At 44.2% G+C, this 18,441-nt stretch carries 13 protein-coding genes; 10 read left to right on the top strand and 3 right to left on the bottom strand.

What is annotated here, in order from left to right; genetic code table 11:
* The first annotated feature begins 289 nt into the window (after positions 1-289).
* The 5 genes from GQS64_RS01105 to GQS64_RS01085 all read left to right on the top strand — a co-directional run bounded on the left by GQS64_RS01105 (position 290) and on the right by GQS64_RS01085 (position 10,293).
* Positions 290-2,371, top strand: a complete 2,082-nt coding sequence (locus tag GQS64_RS01105) for a DUF262 and DUF1524 domain-containing protein (protein ID WP_198230364.1) — start codon at positions 290-292, stop codon at positions 2,369-2,371.
* A 73-nt stretch (positions 2,372-2,444) separates the two neighbouring features.
* The gene (locus GQS64_RS01100) at positions 2,445-3,989 is read left to right on the top strand and encodes a type I restriction-modification system subunit M (RefSeq protein ID WP_198230363.1); all 1,545 of its coding nucleotides are present in this window, start codon (positions 2,445-2,447) and stop codon (positions 3,987-3,989) included.
* Complete coding sequence (locus GQS64_RS01095; RefSeq protein ID WP_198230362.1) at positions 3,986-5,170, top strand: restriction endonuclease subunit S; 1,185 nt, start codon at positions 3,986-3,988, stop codon at positions 5,168-5,170. Before GQS64_RS01100 ends, GQS64_RS01095 begins: the two co-directional genes overlap by 4 nt.
* A gap of 24 nt (positions 5,171-5,194) precedes the next feature.
* The gene (locus GQS64_RS01090) at positions 5,195-8,329 is read left to right on the top strand and encodes a type I restriction endonuclease subunit R (RefSeq protein ID WP_198230361.1); all 3,135 of its coding nucleotides are present in this window, start codon (positions 5,195-5,197) and stop codon (positions 8,327-8,329) included.
* A gap of 461 nt (positions 8,330-8,790) precedes the next feature.
* Positions 8,791-10,293, top strand: coding sequence for a DASS family sodium-coupled anion symporter (locus GQS64_RS01085; RefSeq protein ID WP_077994272.1), 1,503 nt, complete (start codon positions 8,791-8,793; stop codon positions 10,291-10,293).
* A gap of 166 nt (positions 10,294-10,459) precedes the next feature.
* Here the strand turns inward: GQS64_RS01085 and GQS64_RS01080 are convergent, their stop codons facing one another.
* Positions 10,460-11,137, bottom strand: coding sequence for a DJ-1/PfpI family protein (locus tag GQS64_RS01080; protein ID WP_198230360.1), 678 nt, complete (start codon positions 11,135-11,137; stop codon positions 10,460-10,462).
* A gap of 61 nt (positions 11,138-11,198) precedes the next feature.
* On the opposite strand from GQS64_RS01080, the gene GQS64_RS01075 reads away from it, so the two are divergent.
* Complete coding sequence (locus tag GQS64_RS01075) at positions 11,199-12,254, top strand: GlxA family transcriptional regulator (protein ID WP_198230359.1); 1,056 nt, start codon at positions 11,199-11,201, stop codon at positions 12,252-12,254.
* A 4-nt stretch (positions 12,255-12,258) separates the two neighbouring features.
* Here GQS64_RS01075 and thiD read toward each other — a convergent pair whose 3' ends face one another.
* Positions 12,259-13,104, bottom strand: a complete 846-nt coding sequence (gene thiD / locus GQS64_RS01070) for a bifunctional hydroxymethylpyrimidine kinase/phosphomethylpyrimidine kinase (protein WP_210329413.1) — start codon at positions 13,102-13,104, stop codon at positions 12,259-12,261.
* Entirely contained in the window at positions 13,088-13,489 is a 402-nt protein-coding gene (locus tag GQS64_RS01065; protein WP_198230358.1) for a hypothetical protein, read from the bottom strand. The genes thiD and GQS64_RS01065 overlap by 17 nt, the downstream gene beginning before the upstream one ends.
* A gap of 192 nt (positions 13,490-13,681) precedes the next feature.
* Here GQS64_RS01065 and GQS64_RS01060 point away from each other — a divergent pair, with 192 nt between their 5' ends.
* The 4 genes from GQS64_RS01060 to GQS64_RS01045 all read left to right on the top strand — a co-directional run bounded on the left by GQS64_RS01060 (position 13,682) and on the right by GQS64_RS01045 (position 18,409).
* Positions 13,682-14,398 carry a gluconate 2-dehydrogenase subunit 3 family protein gene (locus tag GQS64_RS01060; RefSeq protein WP_198230357.1) on the top strand — a complete coding sequence of 239 codons (717 nt, stop codon included), beginning with the start codon at positions 13,682-13,684 and terminating at the stop codon, positions 14,396-14,398.
* 3 nt (positions 14,399-14,401) lie between these two features.
* On the top strand, positions 14,402-16,171 hold the full coding sequence (locus tag GQS64_RS01055; RefSeq protein ID WP_077994260.1) for a GMC family oxidoreductase: 1,770 nt from the start codon (positions 14,402-14,404) through the stop codon (positions 16,169-16,171).
* Positions 16,172-16,183: 12 nt separating this feature from the next.
* Entirely contained in the window at positions 16,184-17,479 is a 1,296-nt protein-coding gene (locus GQS64_RS01050; RefSeq protein ID WP_198230356.1) for a c-type cytochrome, read from the top strand.
* Between the two features lie 123 nt (positions 17,480-17,602).
* Positions 17,603-18,409, top strand: coding sequence for a lysophospholipid acyltransferase family protein (locus GQS64_RS01045; RefSeq protein WP_198230355.1), 807 nt, complete (start codon positions 17,603-17,605; stop codon positions 18,407-18,409).
* Positions 18,410-18,441 lie beyond the last annotated feature (32 nt).

Raw genomic sequence — 18,441 nt, 5'->3', positions numbered from 1 at the left:
TTGCCGGAAGAGGTGCATGATCGGGATGAAATTGGCTTATCTAATATGCTCTTGATCCGGATCACTTTTCAGTAAAACAGTTTGCATGAAGTACAAGGTTATCAATTGGACTCATTGCCGATCATCCGGTTAGCCGTCATTGACGGGTTCAATCCGTTATCGGAAAACGCGCAATTTATATTTGCGACGATGCGGCTATCTGTGATTTAATTTTTGTCCAAAACTGTTAAAACATAGACAACAAGTTCCATTTCGTTTAAGCCGGAAAGACTACCGGGGAGAACAGAAAATGGATGCTGGCAACGTTAATCTTCTCAAATTTTTGGAAGATGCCCGCCAATTTATCATTCCGATTTATCAACGCAAATATTCGTGGACATCAACACAATGCGAACAATTGTGGCATGATATTTTGCGCGCCGGTAGAGCAAATGACAATGCAGGCCATTTTCTTGGAACAGTTGTCTATATCGCCAATAATGATGCTCATAATGCGCCATTACTTGTCATAGATGGTCAACAAAGAATAACCACTTTGACATTGCTTTTATTGGCACTTGCCAAAACCGTTGGAACAAGAGAACCTTATGACGGTTTTTCGGCTCGTAAGATATTCAATTATTACCTTGTCAATGAATATGAGGACGGAGATCGGCATAACCGTCTTCTTTTAACCGAAACCGACCGCGATACATTGTTGGCGCTTGTTAATGACACGCCTTTGCCGGCAGCAGAGTCGGAACGTATTTTGGCAAACTACCATGATTTCCAAACTCAACTTGCCAGGCTCAATGAACAGGAATTAAAGCTTCTATGCCGGGGAATTGCAAAACTTCTTATTGTTTATGTGGCTCTTGCCAGAGGGCAAGATAATCCGCAGCTCATTTTTGAAAGTATGAATTCGACAGGTCTGCAATTGACACAGGCAGACCTTATCCGGAATTTTTTTCTTATGGGACTGGAGCCGGATCAACAGACGCGGCTTTATCGTGCTTATTGGCAACCGATGGAAAAACTTTTCGGGCAAGAGGCCTATGACACAGAATTCAACAGTTTTATGCGGCATTATCTCACAGTCAAAACCGGCTCAATACCGCGGCTGGATGAAGTTTATGCCGGCTTCAAGCAGTTTGCACGCACTGACAATATTAAAACAATCGAGAACATTGTTGATGATATGTTGCGCTTTGCCCGCTATTATTGCGCAATGGCTCTTGAAGGGGAAAATGATAAAGAGCTGGCACAAGCTTTTTTTGATTTGAGCGAACTTAAAGTTGACGTCGCATATCCTTTTTTGCTGCCGGTTTATGCCGATTATGCCAACGGCACCCTTGAAAAAAGTGATTTTATCGAAATTGTCCGTTTGGTGGAAGCCTATGTGTTCCGAAGGGCAATTTGTTCGATTCCGACCAATTCGTTGAATAAAACCTTTGCAACGCTTTATCGTGATATTGATAAAAGTGATTATCTCGAAAGTGTGAAAGCGGCCTTCAGTTTGATGACGTCTTATAGGCGTTTTCCGACAAATGAAGAGTTTAAAGAAAATTTCCAGCACCGTGATCTCTATCATTTCCGCAGTCGGTCTTACTGGTTGCGCCGGTTTGAAAACTTTGGTCGTAAAGAGCGGGTCGCTGTTAATGATTACACAATTGAACATATTATGCCGCAATCAACGCCATTGCCGAAGGATTGGCAAAAAATGCTTGGGGAAGATTGGCAACGTGTTCAGGAAGCATGGTTGCATACTGCCGGTAATCTGACACTAACAGGGTATAATTCCGAATATGGCAACCGGTCATTTGAAGACAAACGCACGATGCGAGGCGGTTTTGCCGAAAGCCCGCTCCATCTCAATAAAGGGCTTGGTAAACTTACGGAATGGACAGAAAAAACAATCATAGCGCGGGCGAAGAACCTTGCCGATCAGGCGGTCAATATCTGGCGTGCACCGGATATATCCGAAGAATCGCTTGAACGTTTCAAACCGGAAAAACCGGTTTTGAAATCATATACAATTGCCGATCATGCGTTTTTACAAAGCGGCATTACACGAGAATTGTTCGAGGCCTTCCGCAAAGAAATACTTAATCTTGATGACAATGTGCGAGAGGAATTCTTGAAACTCTATATCGCCTATAAAGCGGAAACGAATTTCGTTGATGTTGTGCCGCAATCAAAACAATTAACGTTGAATCTCAATATCGAGATAAACGAGCTCGATGACCCGCGTGGTCTTTGCCGCGATATCTCACAGATTGGTCATTTTGGAACCGGTTTTGTGGAAGCCAAATTCAGGTCTCTGGATCTGCTTCCTTATATGGTTGGTCTTGCCCGTCAGGCGCTTGAAAAACAATTGGGCGATGACAGTTGAATTTGAGCGGGCTTGTTAACCCCGTTTACTTTGCGCTAGATGAAGTGAAATAGTTTTAAAGGGAAGTCGTGAAATGTCCGAGAGCCAACAACAGCGTCAAGCATTGCATCGCCAAATCTGGCAAATCGCCAATGATGTGCGCGGTTCGGTCGATGGCTGGGATTTCAAGCAATATGTGTTGGGCACATTGTTTTATCGTTTTATGAGTGAGAATTTTTGCGACTACATTCAAGCAGGCGATGAAACGATCAATTATGCAAAAATTGCAGATAAAGACATTCCCGACGAAACGCGTATTCTTGCGATAAAGGAAAAAGGTTATTTTATCGCTCCCAGTCAATTGTTTGAAAATGTCGTTGCAACAGCTGACCAGAATGACGAGCTCAATATTGAATTAAGACAAATATTTGATGCTATTGAAAATTCCGCAAATGGGCATAAGTCCGAGCCGGATATTAAAGGCCTTTTTGCCGATTTTGATACAACCAGCAACAGATTGGGAAATTCTGTTCAGGATAAAAACAAAACCTTGGCCAAGGTGCTAAAGGGTGTGGCGGAATTTGATCTTGGAGATTTTCAGGATAATCACATTGATCTGTTTGGCGATGCTTATGAATATCTGATTTCCAATTATGCTGCCAATGCCGGTAAATCCGGTGGCGAGTTTTTTACGCCGCAAAGCGTGTCAAAACTTATTGCCCAACTTGCCTTATATGGTCAGGACCATGTCAATAAAATATATGACCCGGCAGCCGGTTCCGGATCTTTGTTGCTACAGGCAAAGAAGCAATTTGACAAACACATCATTGAAGAAGGATTTTTCGGTCAGGAAATCAACCATACCACCTATAACCTCGCCCGTATGAATATGTTTTTGCATAATGTCAATTATGACAAATTCGACATTGCTTTGGGCGACACATTATTGGAACCGAAACATAATAATGACAAACCGTTTGACGCGATTGTTTCCAATCCCCCCTATTCGGTTCACTGGATTGGCAGCGATGACCCGACCCTTATCAATGACGAGCGTTTTGCCCCTGCCGGTGTATTGCCACCGAAGTCGAAGGCAGATTTTGCTTTTGTTCTCCATGCTTTAAGCTATCTTTCTCCCAAAGGGCGCGCGGCAATTGTCTGCTTTCCCGGCATTTTTTATCGTGGCGGGGCCGAACAAAAAATTCGCCAATATCTGGTTGATAACAATTATGTCGATACCGTTATTGCTCTGGCACCCAATCTGTTTTTTGGCACCAGCATCGCGGTTAATATTTTAATTCTGGCAAAAAACAAGCGACATACTGAAACGGCCTTTATAGATGCCGGAGATATTTTCAAAAAAGAAACCAATAATAATATCCTGACAGAAGACAATATTGCCGAAATCTTGAAGCTCTTCGCAGATAAGCAAGATGTCGATTATAAAATGAAGATGGTTTCTTATGAAGCGATCAAGGAAAACAATTATAATCTTTCTGTAAGTTCTTATGTGGAACAGGAAGACAAAAGCGAAAAAATCGACATTCAAAAACTCAATACTGAAATCAAAGAGACGGTCAAAAAAATCGATAAACTTCGCGCTGAAATCGACCAGATTGTTGCGGGAATAGAAGCATGAGCCAATCAATCATAGAAAAGCTGCTCAAAGGTGCCGAGGTCGAATGGAAACCAATAGACGAAATTTTTACATTAAAAAATGGATATACACCCAGTAAATCTGTTAAAGAATATTGGATCGGCGGAACGGTTCCTTGGTTCAGGATGGAAGATTTGCGAGCGGGTGAACGTATTTTAAAGGACTCTGCTCAAAAAGTTCATATCAATGGAGTGAAAGGCAAATTATTTCCTAAAGATTCAATTATCATGTCTACATCGGCAACAGTGGGAGAACATGCTCTTATACTAACCGATTTTCTATGTAATCAACGTTTTACAAATTTTTCCGTTAGGGGAAAATATAAGACGCTTTTAGACATAAAATACGTTTACTATTATTTTTTTGTTATTGATAAAAAAGCGCAAGAAAACACCAGTATATCGAGTTTTCCTTCCGTCCAGATGGATAAATTAAAAAAGTGGATGTTTCCTATACCGCCATTATCTGTTCAAAAGGAAATTGTCCGGATATTGGATGCGTTTACGTCTCATGCCGCAGAGCTCACCGCAGAGCTCACCGCAGAGCTTAATCAACGTAAAAAACAATACACCTATTATCTCAATAAATTACTTACTTTTTCTGACAATGAAGTTGAATGGACGGTATTAAAAGAAGTCGTAACACTAAAAAATGGAAAAGATTGGAAAAGCTTAAATTGTGGATGTGTTCCGGTATTTGGTACAGGCGGCATAATAGGCTATGTAGATACTTGTTCATACGATAAACTATCTGTCTTGATACCGCGGAAAGGTTCATTGAATAATATTTTTTATTTAGAAGAACCATTTTGGAACGTAGACACAATTTATTATACAGTAATAAATGAAAAAATAATCTTTCCAAAATTTTTTTATTATTTTATAAAAAATTTGAATATTGAAAAACTGGATACGGGTTCAAGTAGGCCGAGTCTTACGCAAGCTATTTTAAACAAAATTCCAATACCTATTCCTCCCTTATCTGCACAGAAAGAAATTGTGCAGAAATTAGATGCTTTTTCCGCGTTAGCAACTTCGATTTCAGAAGGATTACCGAGAGAAATTGAATTGCGAAATAAACAATATGAATATTATCGGAACCAGTTGTTGAATTTTCCTAAACCGGGAAATGATGCAATAAAACAGAGTCCGACGAACCTATAAATTAACTGCATAAGGCGGGGAAAAATGGCTGTTGAAACAAAACCGATTGCCGAAACTAATAGTTTTATTGTGCTTGATCGTTACGACACCATAGAACAAACAGGTGCTACCTACCAGACTGAAGCCGGTCTTGAAAATGAGCTTATAAAAGATCTGTCTTCCCAAGGCTATGAATATTTGCCTAAGCTCACCTCACACGAAGCATTACTTATAAATTTGCGCGAGCAATTGGAAAAATTGAATTCCGTCCATTTTTCCAATAGTGAATGGCAGAGGTTTCTAACCGACTATCTTGATCGCCCAAGTGATACGATTATAGATAAAACCCGCAAAATCCAGAACAACCATATCTATGATTTTACTTTCGATAATGGCGAAATAAAAAATATTTATCTCATTGATAAGAAGAATATTTTTCGCAATCAGCTTCAGGTTATCAACCAGTTTGAACAAGAGGGTACCTTTGCCAACCGCTATGATGTAACCATTCTGGTCAACGGCTTGCCATTGGTTCAGGTGGAGCTCAAAAAGCGTGGCGTTGCCATACGTGAAGCATTCAACCAGATTCATCGCTATACCAAAGAAAGCTTCAATAAAGATAATTCACTTTTCAAGTTTTTGCAGATATTTGTCATTTCTAACGGTACGAACACACGTTATTTTGCCAACACCACCAAGCGTGACAAAAATAGCTTCGATTTCACAATGAATTGGGCGCGTTCGGACAACTCGATTATATCGGATTTGAAAGATTTTACCGCTACATTTCTTTCCAGGAACACGTTGCTCAATATACTTATAAATTATTCGATTTTTGATGTGGAAAATACGCTGTTGATTATGCGCCCCTATCAGATCGCCGCAACAGAACGTATTTTATGGAAACTCAAATCCGCCCATAACGCTAAAAAGTGGCACAGTACAGAAGGCGGCGGCTTTATCTGGCATACAACAGGTTCGGGAAAAACGCTGACCAGTTTTAAAACAGCGCTTATGGCAACCGAGCTCGATTTTATTGACAAGGTTCTCTTTGTGGTCGACCGCAAGGACCTTGATTATCAAACGATGAAAGAATACCGGCGTTTTTCGCGCGATAGCGTTATCGGATCCAACAACACGGCCGGATTGAAGTATAATGTCGAGAATAATGATAATAAAATCATCGTTACGACCATTCAGAAACTCAACAATCTGATAAAAAGTGAAGATGATTTGTCAATCTATAACAAGCAGGTCGTTTTCATTTTTGATGAAGCGCATCGATCGCAATTCGGGGAAGCACAAAAGAACATTAACAAGAAGTTCAAGCAGTTTTATCAGTTCGGTTTTACAGGAACTCCGATTTTTGAAAAAAATGCTCTAGGCGCCCAAACGACCGAAAGCGTTTTCGGCAAATTATTGCACAGCTATGTTATCACCGACGCTATTCGTGATGAAAAAGTTTTAAAATTCAAGGTTGATTATAATAATGTGCGCCCGCTTTTCAACAAAGTGGAAAGTGAACAGGACATTGAAAAGCTCTCGGCTGCGGAAACCAGCGACGCATTGCTACACCCCAATCGGATTAAAGAAATTTCGCGTTATATTCTCGACAATTTTTCTATCAAAACACACCGCAATGTACCAAATGGCAAAGGTTTTAATGCCATGTTTGCGGTTTCAAGCGTAGAGGCTGCCAAAGCTTACTATAATTGCCTGAAAGCCTTGCAAAAAGACTGCGATCACAGTTTGAAAATTGCAACGATTTTTTCTTTTGCAGCCAATGGCGAACAAGATGCACTTTGCGAAAAACTACCCGATGCTAAAGGCGAAATTGCCGACGAGAGCTTTGATCCCTCACAGCTTCAACAGTCGGATAAAGAATTTCTAACAGCAGCGATCAACGATTATAACGAATATTTTAAATGCAAGTTCAGTGTCGATAGTGAAGGCTTCCAGAATTATTATCGTGATCTGTCTTTAAGGGTAAAAAAACAGGAAGTTGATCTTCTGATTGTTGTCGGCATGTTTTTGACCGGCTTTGATGCACCACAATTGAATACTTTGTTTGTTGATAAAAATCTTCGCTATCATGGCCTTATTCAGGCCTATTCGCGCACAAATCGCATTTATAATGCAACCAAAACATTCGGCAATATTATAACCTTTCGTGATCTTGAACAGCCGACAATCGACGCCTTGAAACTTTTTGGTCAAAAAAATCATGACGACATTGGAGCTATCGCTCTTGAGCGGCGTTTCGAGGATTATATCAGGGGCTATACGGACGAGCTTACAGGCGAGCGGCACCGTGGCTACATCGAGATTGTCAACGAACTCGTGAGCCGGTTTCCCAACCCGACTGCAATTCATACGGAAAAAGACAAAAAGGACTTTGTCAAACTCTTTGGCGAATATTTGCGCATTGAAAATATATTGCGAAATTACGACGAGTTTACCTGTCTTCATGAACTTAAAAAAATAGACATTGAAAACCCTGAAGATGTTGCCGCTTTACAAGCAAAATATCAGATTGATGATGAAAAATTGAAAGAACTGCAAGAGATTGACGTTCCTGACATTCGTCTCTTGCAAGATTACCGGTCAACCTACAACGATATTCGCGATTGGCTTCGTCGAGAAAGAGATGGTGAAAAGCCGGACGATATACCCGATATATGGGAAGACGTCGTCTTTGAAGTCGATTTGTTGAAATCGCAAGAAATCAACCTTGATTATATTCTCGAACTTATTTTTGAAGAGACCAGAAAAAACAAGGATAAGGCGACGATTGTTGAAGAGGGACGCCGGTTGATCCGCTCAAGCGTGGGAAGCAGAGCCAAAGAAAGCCTGATTGTCGATTTTATCAATCACGTCGATTTCGATAAAATTCCCGATAAATCAAGCATTATCGACGAGTTCTATCAATTTGCACAAAAAGAACAGGCGCGGGAAGCCGAAGAACTGATTGCTTCCGAAAATTTGCGGGAGGATGCCGCAAAACGCTATTTGGCGACCTCTCTAAAGCACGAATTTGCCAATGAGAACGGCACTGACTTGAGTGAGGTTCTTCCAAGAATGAGTCCGCTTAATCCGCAATATGCGTCAAAAAAGAAAACAGTTTTTGATAAAATTTCTGCTTTTGTTGAAAAGTTTAAAGGCATTGGCGGAAAAATTTGAAGACCGTATATCCGATCAAAGACATGACATCGACAAAAGTCTGGTTGGTTCGCGGTCACCTTTTCAAACAAACGAATTTCCGTGAGCGCTGTATTTTTTAAAAAATTATGCAAATCAAAGATTTATGAAGTGAAAAATGGGTAAACTACGGCCAATGCATAATAAACCGATAGATCAATCGCAAAACAAACCTGCAAATGATCGCATAGCGAAAGCGAATATCGTGGATTTTATTCGTTGGATGATCGTCCTCAGGATTCTATTTCCATCATTTGAATGATAAGCCGTGCGTTTCAAATCTGGATAATGTGGCAAGAAAAATCATATTATTGCCAGTTTCATTCAAAGTGATATTAAGATGTGGATGTTTCATGAGACCAAGGCTTCTTTTGACTGGTCTATAAACTGAAACCTTCTATATAAACCCCTTACTGGAGAAGCCTTCATAAAGGATTATATTGATGCAATCCCTAAGCAAATTAAACCAGAAACTATCGGAATATGTACCTTTTCGTATTATTCCCGGTATTATTTGTGTGCTCATTTACTGGGCTTTATACATGTCGCCGAAGCCTGCCGGTTTGACCGCAGAAGCTTGGCATTTTGTAGCCATTTTTGTGGCAGCTATTCTTGGCATCATTCTCAAGGTTATGCCTCTTGGCGTCATGTCGATGATTACGATTGCCGTGGTCATGTTGTCCAAGGTGACATCACCAACCTCTCCGAAAGCTGTTGCCGATGCGCTTGGTTCGATGGACAATGCACTCATATGGCTCATTGTTATTTCGGTCATTGTTTCGCGCGGCCTGATTAAAACAGGTTTGGGTGCGCGGATTGGATATTATTTCATCCGTCTTCTCGGTAAACGGACGATCGGTATCGGATACGGGCTTGCACTTTGCGAATTATTGCTTGCTCCTTTTACCCCAAGCAATACAGCACGCTGCGGCGGTATTATCCACCCGATCATGCGCTCGATTGCCCTTGCCTACGATTCTGTTCCCCAGAAAGGAACGCAAGGCAAAGTCGGCACTTATCTTGCTCTAGTCAATTATCATGCAAATCCGATCAGCTCGGCAATGTTTATTACAGCGACCGCACCAAATCCGCTGGTTGTCAATTATATTGCCGAAGCAACCCATCAAGGTTTCACGCTTTCATGGAGCACCTGGGCACTTTGCATGTTGGTACCGGGCATTGTTGCAATGTTGATTATGCCCTTTGTCATTTATCTGATTTCTCCGCCAGAACTGAAAGTCACTCCGAATGCCGTCACTTTTGCTCATGACGAGTTGCAGAAATTGGGTAAAGTCAAAGCTCCGGAAATTATTATGTTGCTCACATTCATTATTATGCTTCTGTTGTGGGCAGGTCTTCCGGCTGCATTGTTCGGCCCGTCCTTTGCGGTTGATCCGACAGCAGTCGCATTTGTCGGTCTTGTTATCCTGCTTTTGTGCGGAACACTGACCTGGGATGATGTGCTGAAGGAAAAAAGCGCATGGGATACACTTATCTGGTTCGGTGCGCTGGTTATGCTTGCCGGCCAGCTTAACAAACTTGGCGTTATTGCCTGGTTCTCTGACGGTCTTCGTTTCGCTATCGAATCAAGTGGAATGAGTTGGCCTGTAGCTATGGCTATATTGATCCTGACATTCATGTATACACACTACGTGTTTGCAAGTACGACAGCCCATATCAGCGCGATGATGCTGGCTTTCCTGATGGTTGGTGTTCACCTCATTCCCGCTGATTATGTCAATCTCTTTATGTTGCTGATGGCTGCTGCTTCGGCAATCATGATGTGCTTGACCCACTATGCCACCGGTACATCGCCGATCATCTTCGGTTCCGGTTATGTCAGTCTCGGCCGCTGGTGGGGCGTGGGCTTTGTGATGAGTGTCGTCAATCTTCTGGTCTTCGCAATTATTGGCGGAATCTGGTGGAAAATATTGGGCTATTGGTAAGCCTCTGAAACCATCAATTATCGATGGTTTCCTCCGATCTGTTAAAAAACAGCGGAGAGTTTCAATTATGCTTGAAATGCCGGTTTATACCGGCATTTTTTTGACCAGAATATTTCCGGAAACATCAATTTCACGGCTATCGGAAATTGCGGCTCGCAATAGCTCGTCAGAATCCGTGTTTTTCCTGCCATTTCCGGACAAGTTTTCTCCGTTCGTCAGTACTATTTTCCCGTTGAAGTTGCTCTACCAAGGCCTTCGGGGCTTTCTCAGGTGTTCCACAATCAAATGGCGGTTCGGGATCATATTGCATGCGCAATTGAATTTTTTCGGCCGTTTCCTGGCCAAGAAGTTTTGCGATGATGACCAAGCCGAAATCCATACCTGCGGTAATCCCGCCGGCGGTTATGATGTGACCATCGGCAACCACGCGTTCCTCAACAGGAATGGCTCCGAAAATCGGTAGAAATTCCATGGCGCTCCAGTGGGTTGTGGCTTTGCGACCTTTAAGAAGGCCGCTTGCACCCAGAATAAGCGAACCGGTGCAAACCGATGTGAGAAAGCGGGTCTCTTTTGCTTCTTTACGGATGAAATCGAGAACCGGTTCATTGTTCAAAAATTGATTGACGCCATTTCCTCCGGGAATGCACAGGACATCAAGCGGAAGGATTGTGCTGATGTCATGATCGGGCGCAAAGGATAATCCGCTCGTCGTTGTAATTGGCTTCAAGCTTTCTCCGATGAGAGAAACTTCTATTTCAGGAGTTGAACAAAATTCATCATAGGGTGCAGCAAAATCCAGAAGTTGCATTTCATCAAAGATAAAAAATCCGGCTTTTATAGTCATAGGCGATCCCTTTTTTAAAAATATGTTTTAAAAAACTATAGAGCACGTTAAATTGGCAGTTATGACAAAGTCCCCACAATTTAAGCCAAGTAAGAAATGTTCGATCGATTTTTCGACAACTATTGGACCGGCAAGCATTGCGCCAAAAACTATTGCGCCAAAAACTATTGCTATCGTCTGTTTTAACGATGCGCAATTGCTTGACATTACGGGGCCAATGCAGGTTTTTTCGAGTGCCAACGATCTTTATGAAGGTGACGTGAAGCCCTACCGGCTTTTGACAATTGCCGAAAATGACAAGATTAAAACGACAAGCGGTCTCGAATTGGCGGTTGAACCTTTGTCCTTGGCTCCCGATCAGCTTGATACGCTTATCATCAGCGGTGGTCGCGGCATCAACCGCTTTGCCCGAAACAAAGCGATACTTCAATGGCTTGATATGATGAACCGGAAAACGCGGCGCACAGCATCGGTCTGTAGCGGCTCTCTGGCATTGGCAAAACTTGGGCTACTTGACAGAAAAAAAGCAACAACGCATTGGAGCAGGATAGACGAATTCCGGAGGGATTATCCGGATGTTTTATGGACAAACGAGGCAATTTTTATTCGCAACGGAAAGATCTGGACATCTGCCGGAATCACCTCCGGTATAGATATGGCTTTGGCAATGGTGGAAGAAGATTTGGGGTTCAATCTGGCAAAATCTGTTGCCCGTCAATTGGTTGTTTATCTGCGTCGTCCGGGCGGTCAAAGCCAGTTCAGTGAACTTCTCGATTTTTATTGCGAGGACGAACGATTCAATCTCCTCAATCAATGGATTATGAAAAATCTCTCCCGTCCCTTGTCGGTTGCAATGCTTGCCGAAAAATGTGGTATGAGCGAACGGAATTTTTCCCGCCTTTATACCCGTGATACGGGGTCATCGCCGGCCAAAGCCATAGAGCTTTTCCGGCTTGAGGCTGCACGCCAATATCTTGAACAGAACTGGTCGATAAAAAAGACAGCCCGCCAATGTGGTTTCGGTAGTGAAGAAACTTTAAGACGGGTTTTTCAACGTCACCTTCATGTTTCGCCGCAAAATTATCGCGACCGATTTTCACGACTTCCGGACGAATGACGGTTCAATCGCCGATCATCCCGTCTTGCCATAATTCGTAAAAATGGTGAACAGGCCCATGCCCGTGTCCGACTTCGAGTTTATTAGAAGCGGCAAGTGCACCGGTCAGATAACGTTTGGCGAAACGGACCGAATCAACCAGTGGTGTCGTTGGTAATAAAGCGGCAATGGCTGCCGAAATCGTGCAACCTGTGCCATGATCATTTTTTGTTGCAATGCGTGGAGCTTCAAGTTCGATAACACCGTGGCGGTCACAAAAAATATCGGGGCTTGTCGGGGTTTTGAGATGCCCGCCTTTAAGGAGGACAGAACGGCATTGAAGCTCCAGAATATCGGGCGCGCACTTTCTCATTTCTTCAAGTGACCATTCCGGTTTTGTCTTAAGAAGGACCGCTGCTTCCGGCAGATTGGGGGTGATAATGGCAGCCATCGGAACAAGTACATTGCGAATAATTTCTATGGCATCGTTTTCAAGCAACAAGTCACCGCTTTTTGCCACCATGACCGGATCAAGAACAATATTGCTTGCGCCATAATGCATAAGCTTATCGGCAATAACTTCGGCAATTGCGGCATTGGCTACCATGCCGATTTTTACCGCATCGACTTTGATGTCCTCGAAAACAGCATCAATCTGGTCGGCTACAAAATCGGCATCCATGGCTTTGAATGCCCGGACACCTTGCGTATTTTGTGCGACAACGGCTGTGACAACACTCATGGCGTAGGTTTTCATGGCCGAAAAGGTTTTGATATCGGCATGCATTCCCGCGCCTCCGGAAGGGTCGGTTCCGGCAATTGAAAGAATGCGGGGAATCACAGTTCCGTTTTTCTTAACTGGTGACGTCATTGCAGCGTTTTCCTGTCCACTCATATTGGGGAATGTTTAAATCTGTGCCCCAAAGGCCTTCAAATTCATCAAATTTTTCATCAAATTTTAAAATAGCAAGTCCCGTGCCATATTTATCATTCCATTTGACTGTCCGTTCACGCCCTTGCTTTTTTATGACTTCCTCAATCGTTCCTTCCGTTACCTCGTCACCGTCGCGATAAGTCATTTTGCCGATCAGGCGACCGTCTTTCGTTTTCCCGATCACAACTTCGGAGCGAACGAGATAACCGGCATTATAGACAAAACCGCAATAGCGCCCCTCCGGCCCGTCAGGCAGCTCGCCAGCAAATGATAAGGACAACCAAAACACCAGCCAAAAAGCACTAAAGGCCAAGATTTTCATGAAGTTCCGTTTTACCGCAATTCCTGTTTTACATTTTTTCCGAACATAAACGATAACGGAAAAATAGAAAATGACAAAAAATGTGACAACCAGCTGAAGGTTTATCACTTTTCCGGAGCTCACACTCTTGTTGCTTAAATATCACGATAATTCGTGTAACGAGGGCACTGTAATTCGCTCGTGGAGGTATTTATGACACGAAAAAATTTGAACGAAACCAACCTGTCCATTACAAGACGTGGGCTTCTACTGGGGGCAGCAGCATGTGCTGCCGCTGCACTATCGGCCCGTCATGTCATGGCACAGCCACAAGGGCCAGTTCCTTTACAAAACTATCAGCGGTCGTTTTTCAACGCTGAAGAGTGGGCCTTTGTGATGGCCGCTACTGCCCGAATTATCCCGTCAGACGGGAAAGGACCGGGTGCTTTGGAAGCACGTGTTCCGGTTTTTATTGACAAGCAAATGGCTGATCCTTGGGGGCAAGGTGACCACTGGTATAGACAAGCGCCTTTCAATCGTGATGCGCCCCGTTACACAGGCTATCAGGCAGAACCTTCACCTGCCGAAGCCTATCGTATTGCCATTCCGAAGATCAATGAATGGTGCAAAGCCCAATATGGTGCAATTTTTGCAGAGCTTCCCGCTGAAAAACAGGATGAAGCTTTAAAGCGTGTCGAAAAGGATGAAGTCGAAATTGCCGAATTGCGTTCCGGTGATTTCTTCTCGTTCCTGTTGCAAAACACCAAGGAAGGTTATTTCGCCGATCCCCAATATGGTGGCAATTATGACATGGCTGCATGGGTTTACATCGGGTTCCCCGGTGCACGTGCAAGCTTCCTCGAATGGGTCGAAAAGGATAATGTTCCTTACAAACTCGGGCCCGTTTCACTCTCAGGTCAAAGGGCTTAAATCATGACACAAACAATGAAGAAGAAAGACGTTGTCATTATCGGCCTCGGATGGACCGGTGCAATCAGCGGCATCGAACTTGCAAAAGAAGGTCTGGAAATTGTCGCACTGGAACGCGGTGAAGACCGCGATACAGTTCCGAGTTTCGCTTATCCGAAACCGGCTGACGAATTGAAATATGGTGTCCGTCTCGGCACTGCCGTCCGTCCGCGCGATCATACAGTAACGATTCGCAGAGGTCTTGATCAGGTTGCTCTCCCCTATCGCCAATTGGGTTCTTTTCTTCCCGGTATCGGTGTTGGCGGGGCAGGTATCCACTGGAACGGCATGACATGGCGTGCACAGCCGGAAGAACTCAGAGCCCGTTCCTATATCGAGGAAACCTTCGGCAATATTATTCCTGAAGATATGACAATTCAGGACTGGGGCGTTAGCTATGACGAACTGGAAAAACATTTCGATATGTTTGAAAAGGTCGCAGGCGTTTCGGGTACTGCCGGCAATCTGAACGGTAAAATTCAGGAAGGTGGCGATCCTTTTGAAGGCCCGCGCAAGAATCCTTATCCTATGCCGGCTTTGCCTTATACCTATAACGGGCGGCTCTTTGCAGAAGGTGCAAAGAAAATCGGCCTTCATCCGTTCCCTTGCCCGTCGGCTATCGCTTCCGAGGCTTATACCAACCCTTATGGTATGCAGATGGGGCCTTGTAACTATTGCGGTTTCTGCGAACGTTATGGCTGCCTCAATTATTCAAAAGCTTCACCGCAAGTCAGTGTTCTGGCTGCTTTGAAACGCTATAAGAATTTTGAATACAGAGTTAAGTCGGAAGTCTTGCGCATTGAAAAATCCGCAGATGGCAAGACTGTAACCGGTGTTACTTATGTCAATGAAAAGAATGAAGAATTCTTCCAACCGGCCGATCTCGTCATTCTCGGCGGTTTCATGATTAACAATGTTCACCTGTTGTTGCTCTCCGGCCTTGGTCAACCTTATGACCCCAATACCGGTGAAGGTGTTATCGGTCGTAACTATGCCTACCAGACTGCTATTGGCGGTGGCACATTGTTCTTCAAGGATAAGGTATTCAATCCATTTGTCGGTACAGGTTGTAACGGTTCCTATCTTGATGATTACAGCTTCAACCAGATCGATATGGCAAAAGAAGGCTTTATCGGTGGCAGCCGTATTTCGTCAGGCCAGACCAACGGCCAGCCAATTCGCAATATGCCGTTGCCGGGTGGCACACCGGCATGGGGTGCGGAATGGAAGAAGGCTATTGGCGATTGGTATGGACATGCCATGTCGATCAGCCAACACGGTTCGGTTATGTCCTATCGTGATGCCTATCTTGATCTTGACCCGACTTATAAAGATAAATTCGGCCGTCCGTTGATGCGTATGACATTCAACTGGCACAATAATGAAATCAGGATGTCGCAATTCATCACAGACAAGATCAACAAGATTGCCGAGGCGATCGGTCCTGATAAATATCGTCAAAATCCGGCGATGAAAGAAGGCCAGCAATATGATACCCGCATTTATCAAACAACCCACACTGTGGGTGGTGCGATTATGGGTACAGATCGCAAACGTTCGGCATTGAACCGTTATCTCCAACACTGGGATTACCACAATCTGTTTATTCCGGGTGCCAATGCTTTCCCGCAGAATATCCAGCATAATCCTACAGGAACGCTCGGCGCTTTGACCTATTGGATGCTTGAAAATATCAAGTCCGATTACCTCAAAAACCCGCGGCCTTTGGCATAGGAGAAACATCCGATGAAACGTTTAGTACAGATTATTATTGGATTGGTAATCCTTGCAATTATTGTCATTCTGGCAATCATGTTTGTGCCAATCAAACGAACAGGCCCGACAGAAGCTCTTTCTCCGGACTTCAAACCGGAGCAGGGACGGGGTGAATATCTTGCCAGAATGGCCGATTGTGCAGCCTGCCACACCGCACCCGGCGGCCAACCTTATGCAGGTGGTCGTGAAGTCAAAAGTCCGTTCGGCATTATCTATTCATCCAACATCACACCGGATGAAAACGGTATAAAGAATATGACACTTGACCAGTTCCGTGATGCTTTGCGTGACGGTATCGGCAAAAATGGCGAGCTTCTTTATCCGGCAATGCCTTACGAAAACTATCGCAAGATCAGCGAGCCTGACATTGTTGCGCTTTATGATTATTTCATGAATGGCGTTAAACCGGTTAGTGCGAAGGTTAAGGAAACCAATCTGTCATTTCCGTTCAACCAGCGTTGGGGAATCCGTCTTTGGAACTTCTTTGCGATTTCCGGCAAAGGTGGTTTCGAGCCACGCTTCAACGATGCGAAACTTGATCGCGGTGCCTATCTTGTCGAAAGCTTGGGTCACTGTGGCGCATGCCATACACCGCGTGATTCCATGTTCCGCCAATCTGGAACGAATAGCGACAGCAACAAATTCCTGACCGGTGAAACGATTGACGGTTTCTATGGGCCGAATTTGCGTAGCCCGAATTCATCCGTTGCGAATTGGACAGCAGATGATTTGAAGGCCTATTTGCAGACAGGTCGTAACAGTCATTCGGCCGTTGTCGGTCCGATGACGCTCGTTGTCGAAGAATCAATGCAATTTGCAACCGAAGACGATCTTGATTCGATTGTTGCCTATCTCAAACATATTGCACTTCCAGGTGACGCATCAAAACAGGTACGTGATCCGAAAAAGACAACAGATATGTTGACTGAAGCCAAACCGGATATGGCACTTGGTGCCCGCCTTTACATGGACAATTGCAATGCTTGTCACTTTGTAAACGGTAAAGGTGCAAAAGGTGTCTTCCCCGAGCTTGATGGTGCAAAAATCGTCAATGCAAAGGATGCAAGCGGATTGTTACGCGTGATCGTTAACGGTTCTCGTATGCCGTCGACCGAAAAACGCCCTGCCGATCTTGCAATGCCGGGCTTTGGCTGGCGCATGAATGACGACGAAGTTGCAGCACTTGCTACCTTCTTGCGTTCGAGCTGGACCAATGATGCTCCGGCAGTCACAGCCGCAGATGTCGCCAAGGTTCGCACGAAATAATAAAGTGTGAAAATTGCAAACAAATTTGAAAACGGCCTACGGGCCGTTTTTTATTGAGGTGTTTTCTCGAAAGATTTTGCTCTATAAGCAAGATTGATTTGAATAGCTTGAAATGGAAACATTATGGTTCTTGCAATCCGGTCAATCCTGTTTACGGCAGCATTCTATGTGACAACTTTTGTCCAGATGATTCTTTATGCGCCGTTCTACTTTTTTCTTCCGCGCAAAAAAGCATGGATTGTGCCCAAAACATGGGCGCGAGTGAATTTATTTCTGCAAAAACATATTGCCGGAACGGATTTTGAAATCGAAGGCCTCGAAAACCTGCCAAAAGGTGCCTACATCATTGCACCAAAACACCAATCGGCATGGGAGACGTTCGGCCTCGTTCCTTTTCTTGACGACCCCTCGCTCATTATGAAGCGTGAATTGACATGGATACCGATCTTCGGCTGGTACATGTTGAAAACCGGCATTATTCCCATTGATCGCGGCTCGCCTTTGAAAGCCATGAAGGCGGTTCTCACCGGCGCCAAAGAAAAAGCGGCAGAAGGTCGCCAGATTCTGATTTTTCCGGAAGGTACGCGCCGTCAACCGGGAGCAGAACCTGCTTATAAACCCGGTATTGTTGCTATTTATAATGAACTCGGTTTGCCGGTTGTGCCCATTGCCCACAATGCCGGGCTTTATTGGCCACGCGGCAATTTCCGCCGTTATCCGGGAAAAATTCGTGTCCGCGTTTTGCCACCTATTGAAGCGCATCTCAATAAACGCGAATTTTTACCGCGTCTGATAAAAGATACCGAAAGTGCTTGTGATGAACTGCTCGTGAAGGCCGCGCTTGATCCGAACCCGCCGGCTATGCCGCCGACAGCGGTCAAAAGGCTGAAAGAGTTGGGCGTTGACTGGACAGGGCCAACCCGCGATTAGCGCTTGAACTATTGGTCGGATCGACAGAAAAT

The sequence above is a fragment of the Bartonella sp. P0282 genome (assembly GCF_048452985.1).
Taxonomy (GTDB): domain Bacteria; phylum Pseudomonadota; class Alphaproteobacteria; order Rhizobiales; family Rhizobiaceae; genus Bartonella; species Bartonella choladocola.
This window is presented reverse-complemented; position numbering and strand designations above follow the sequence as displayed.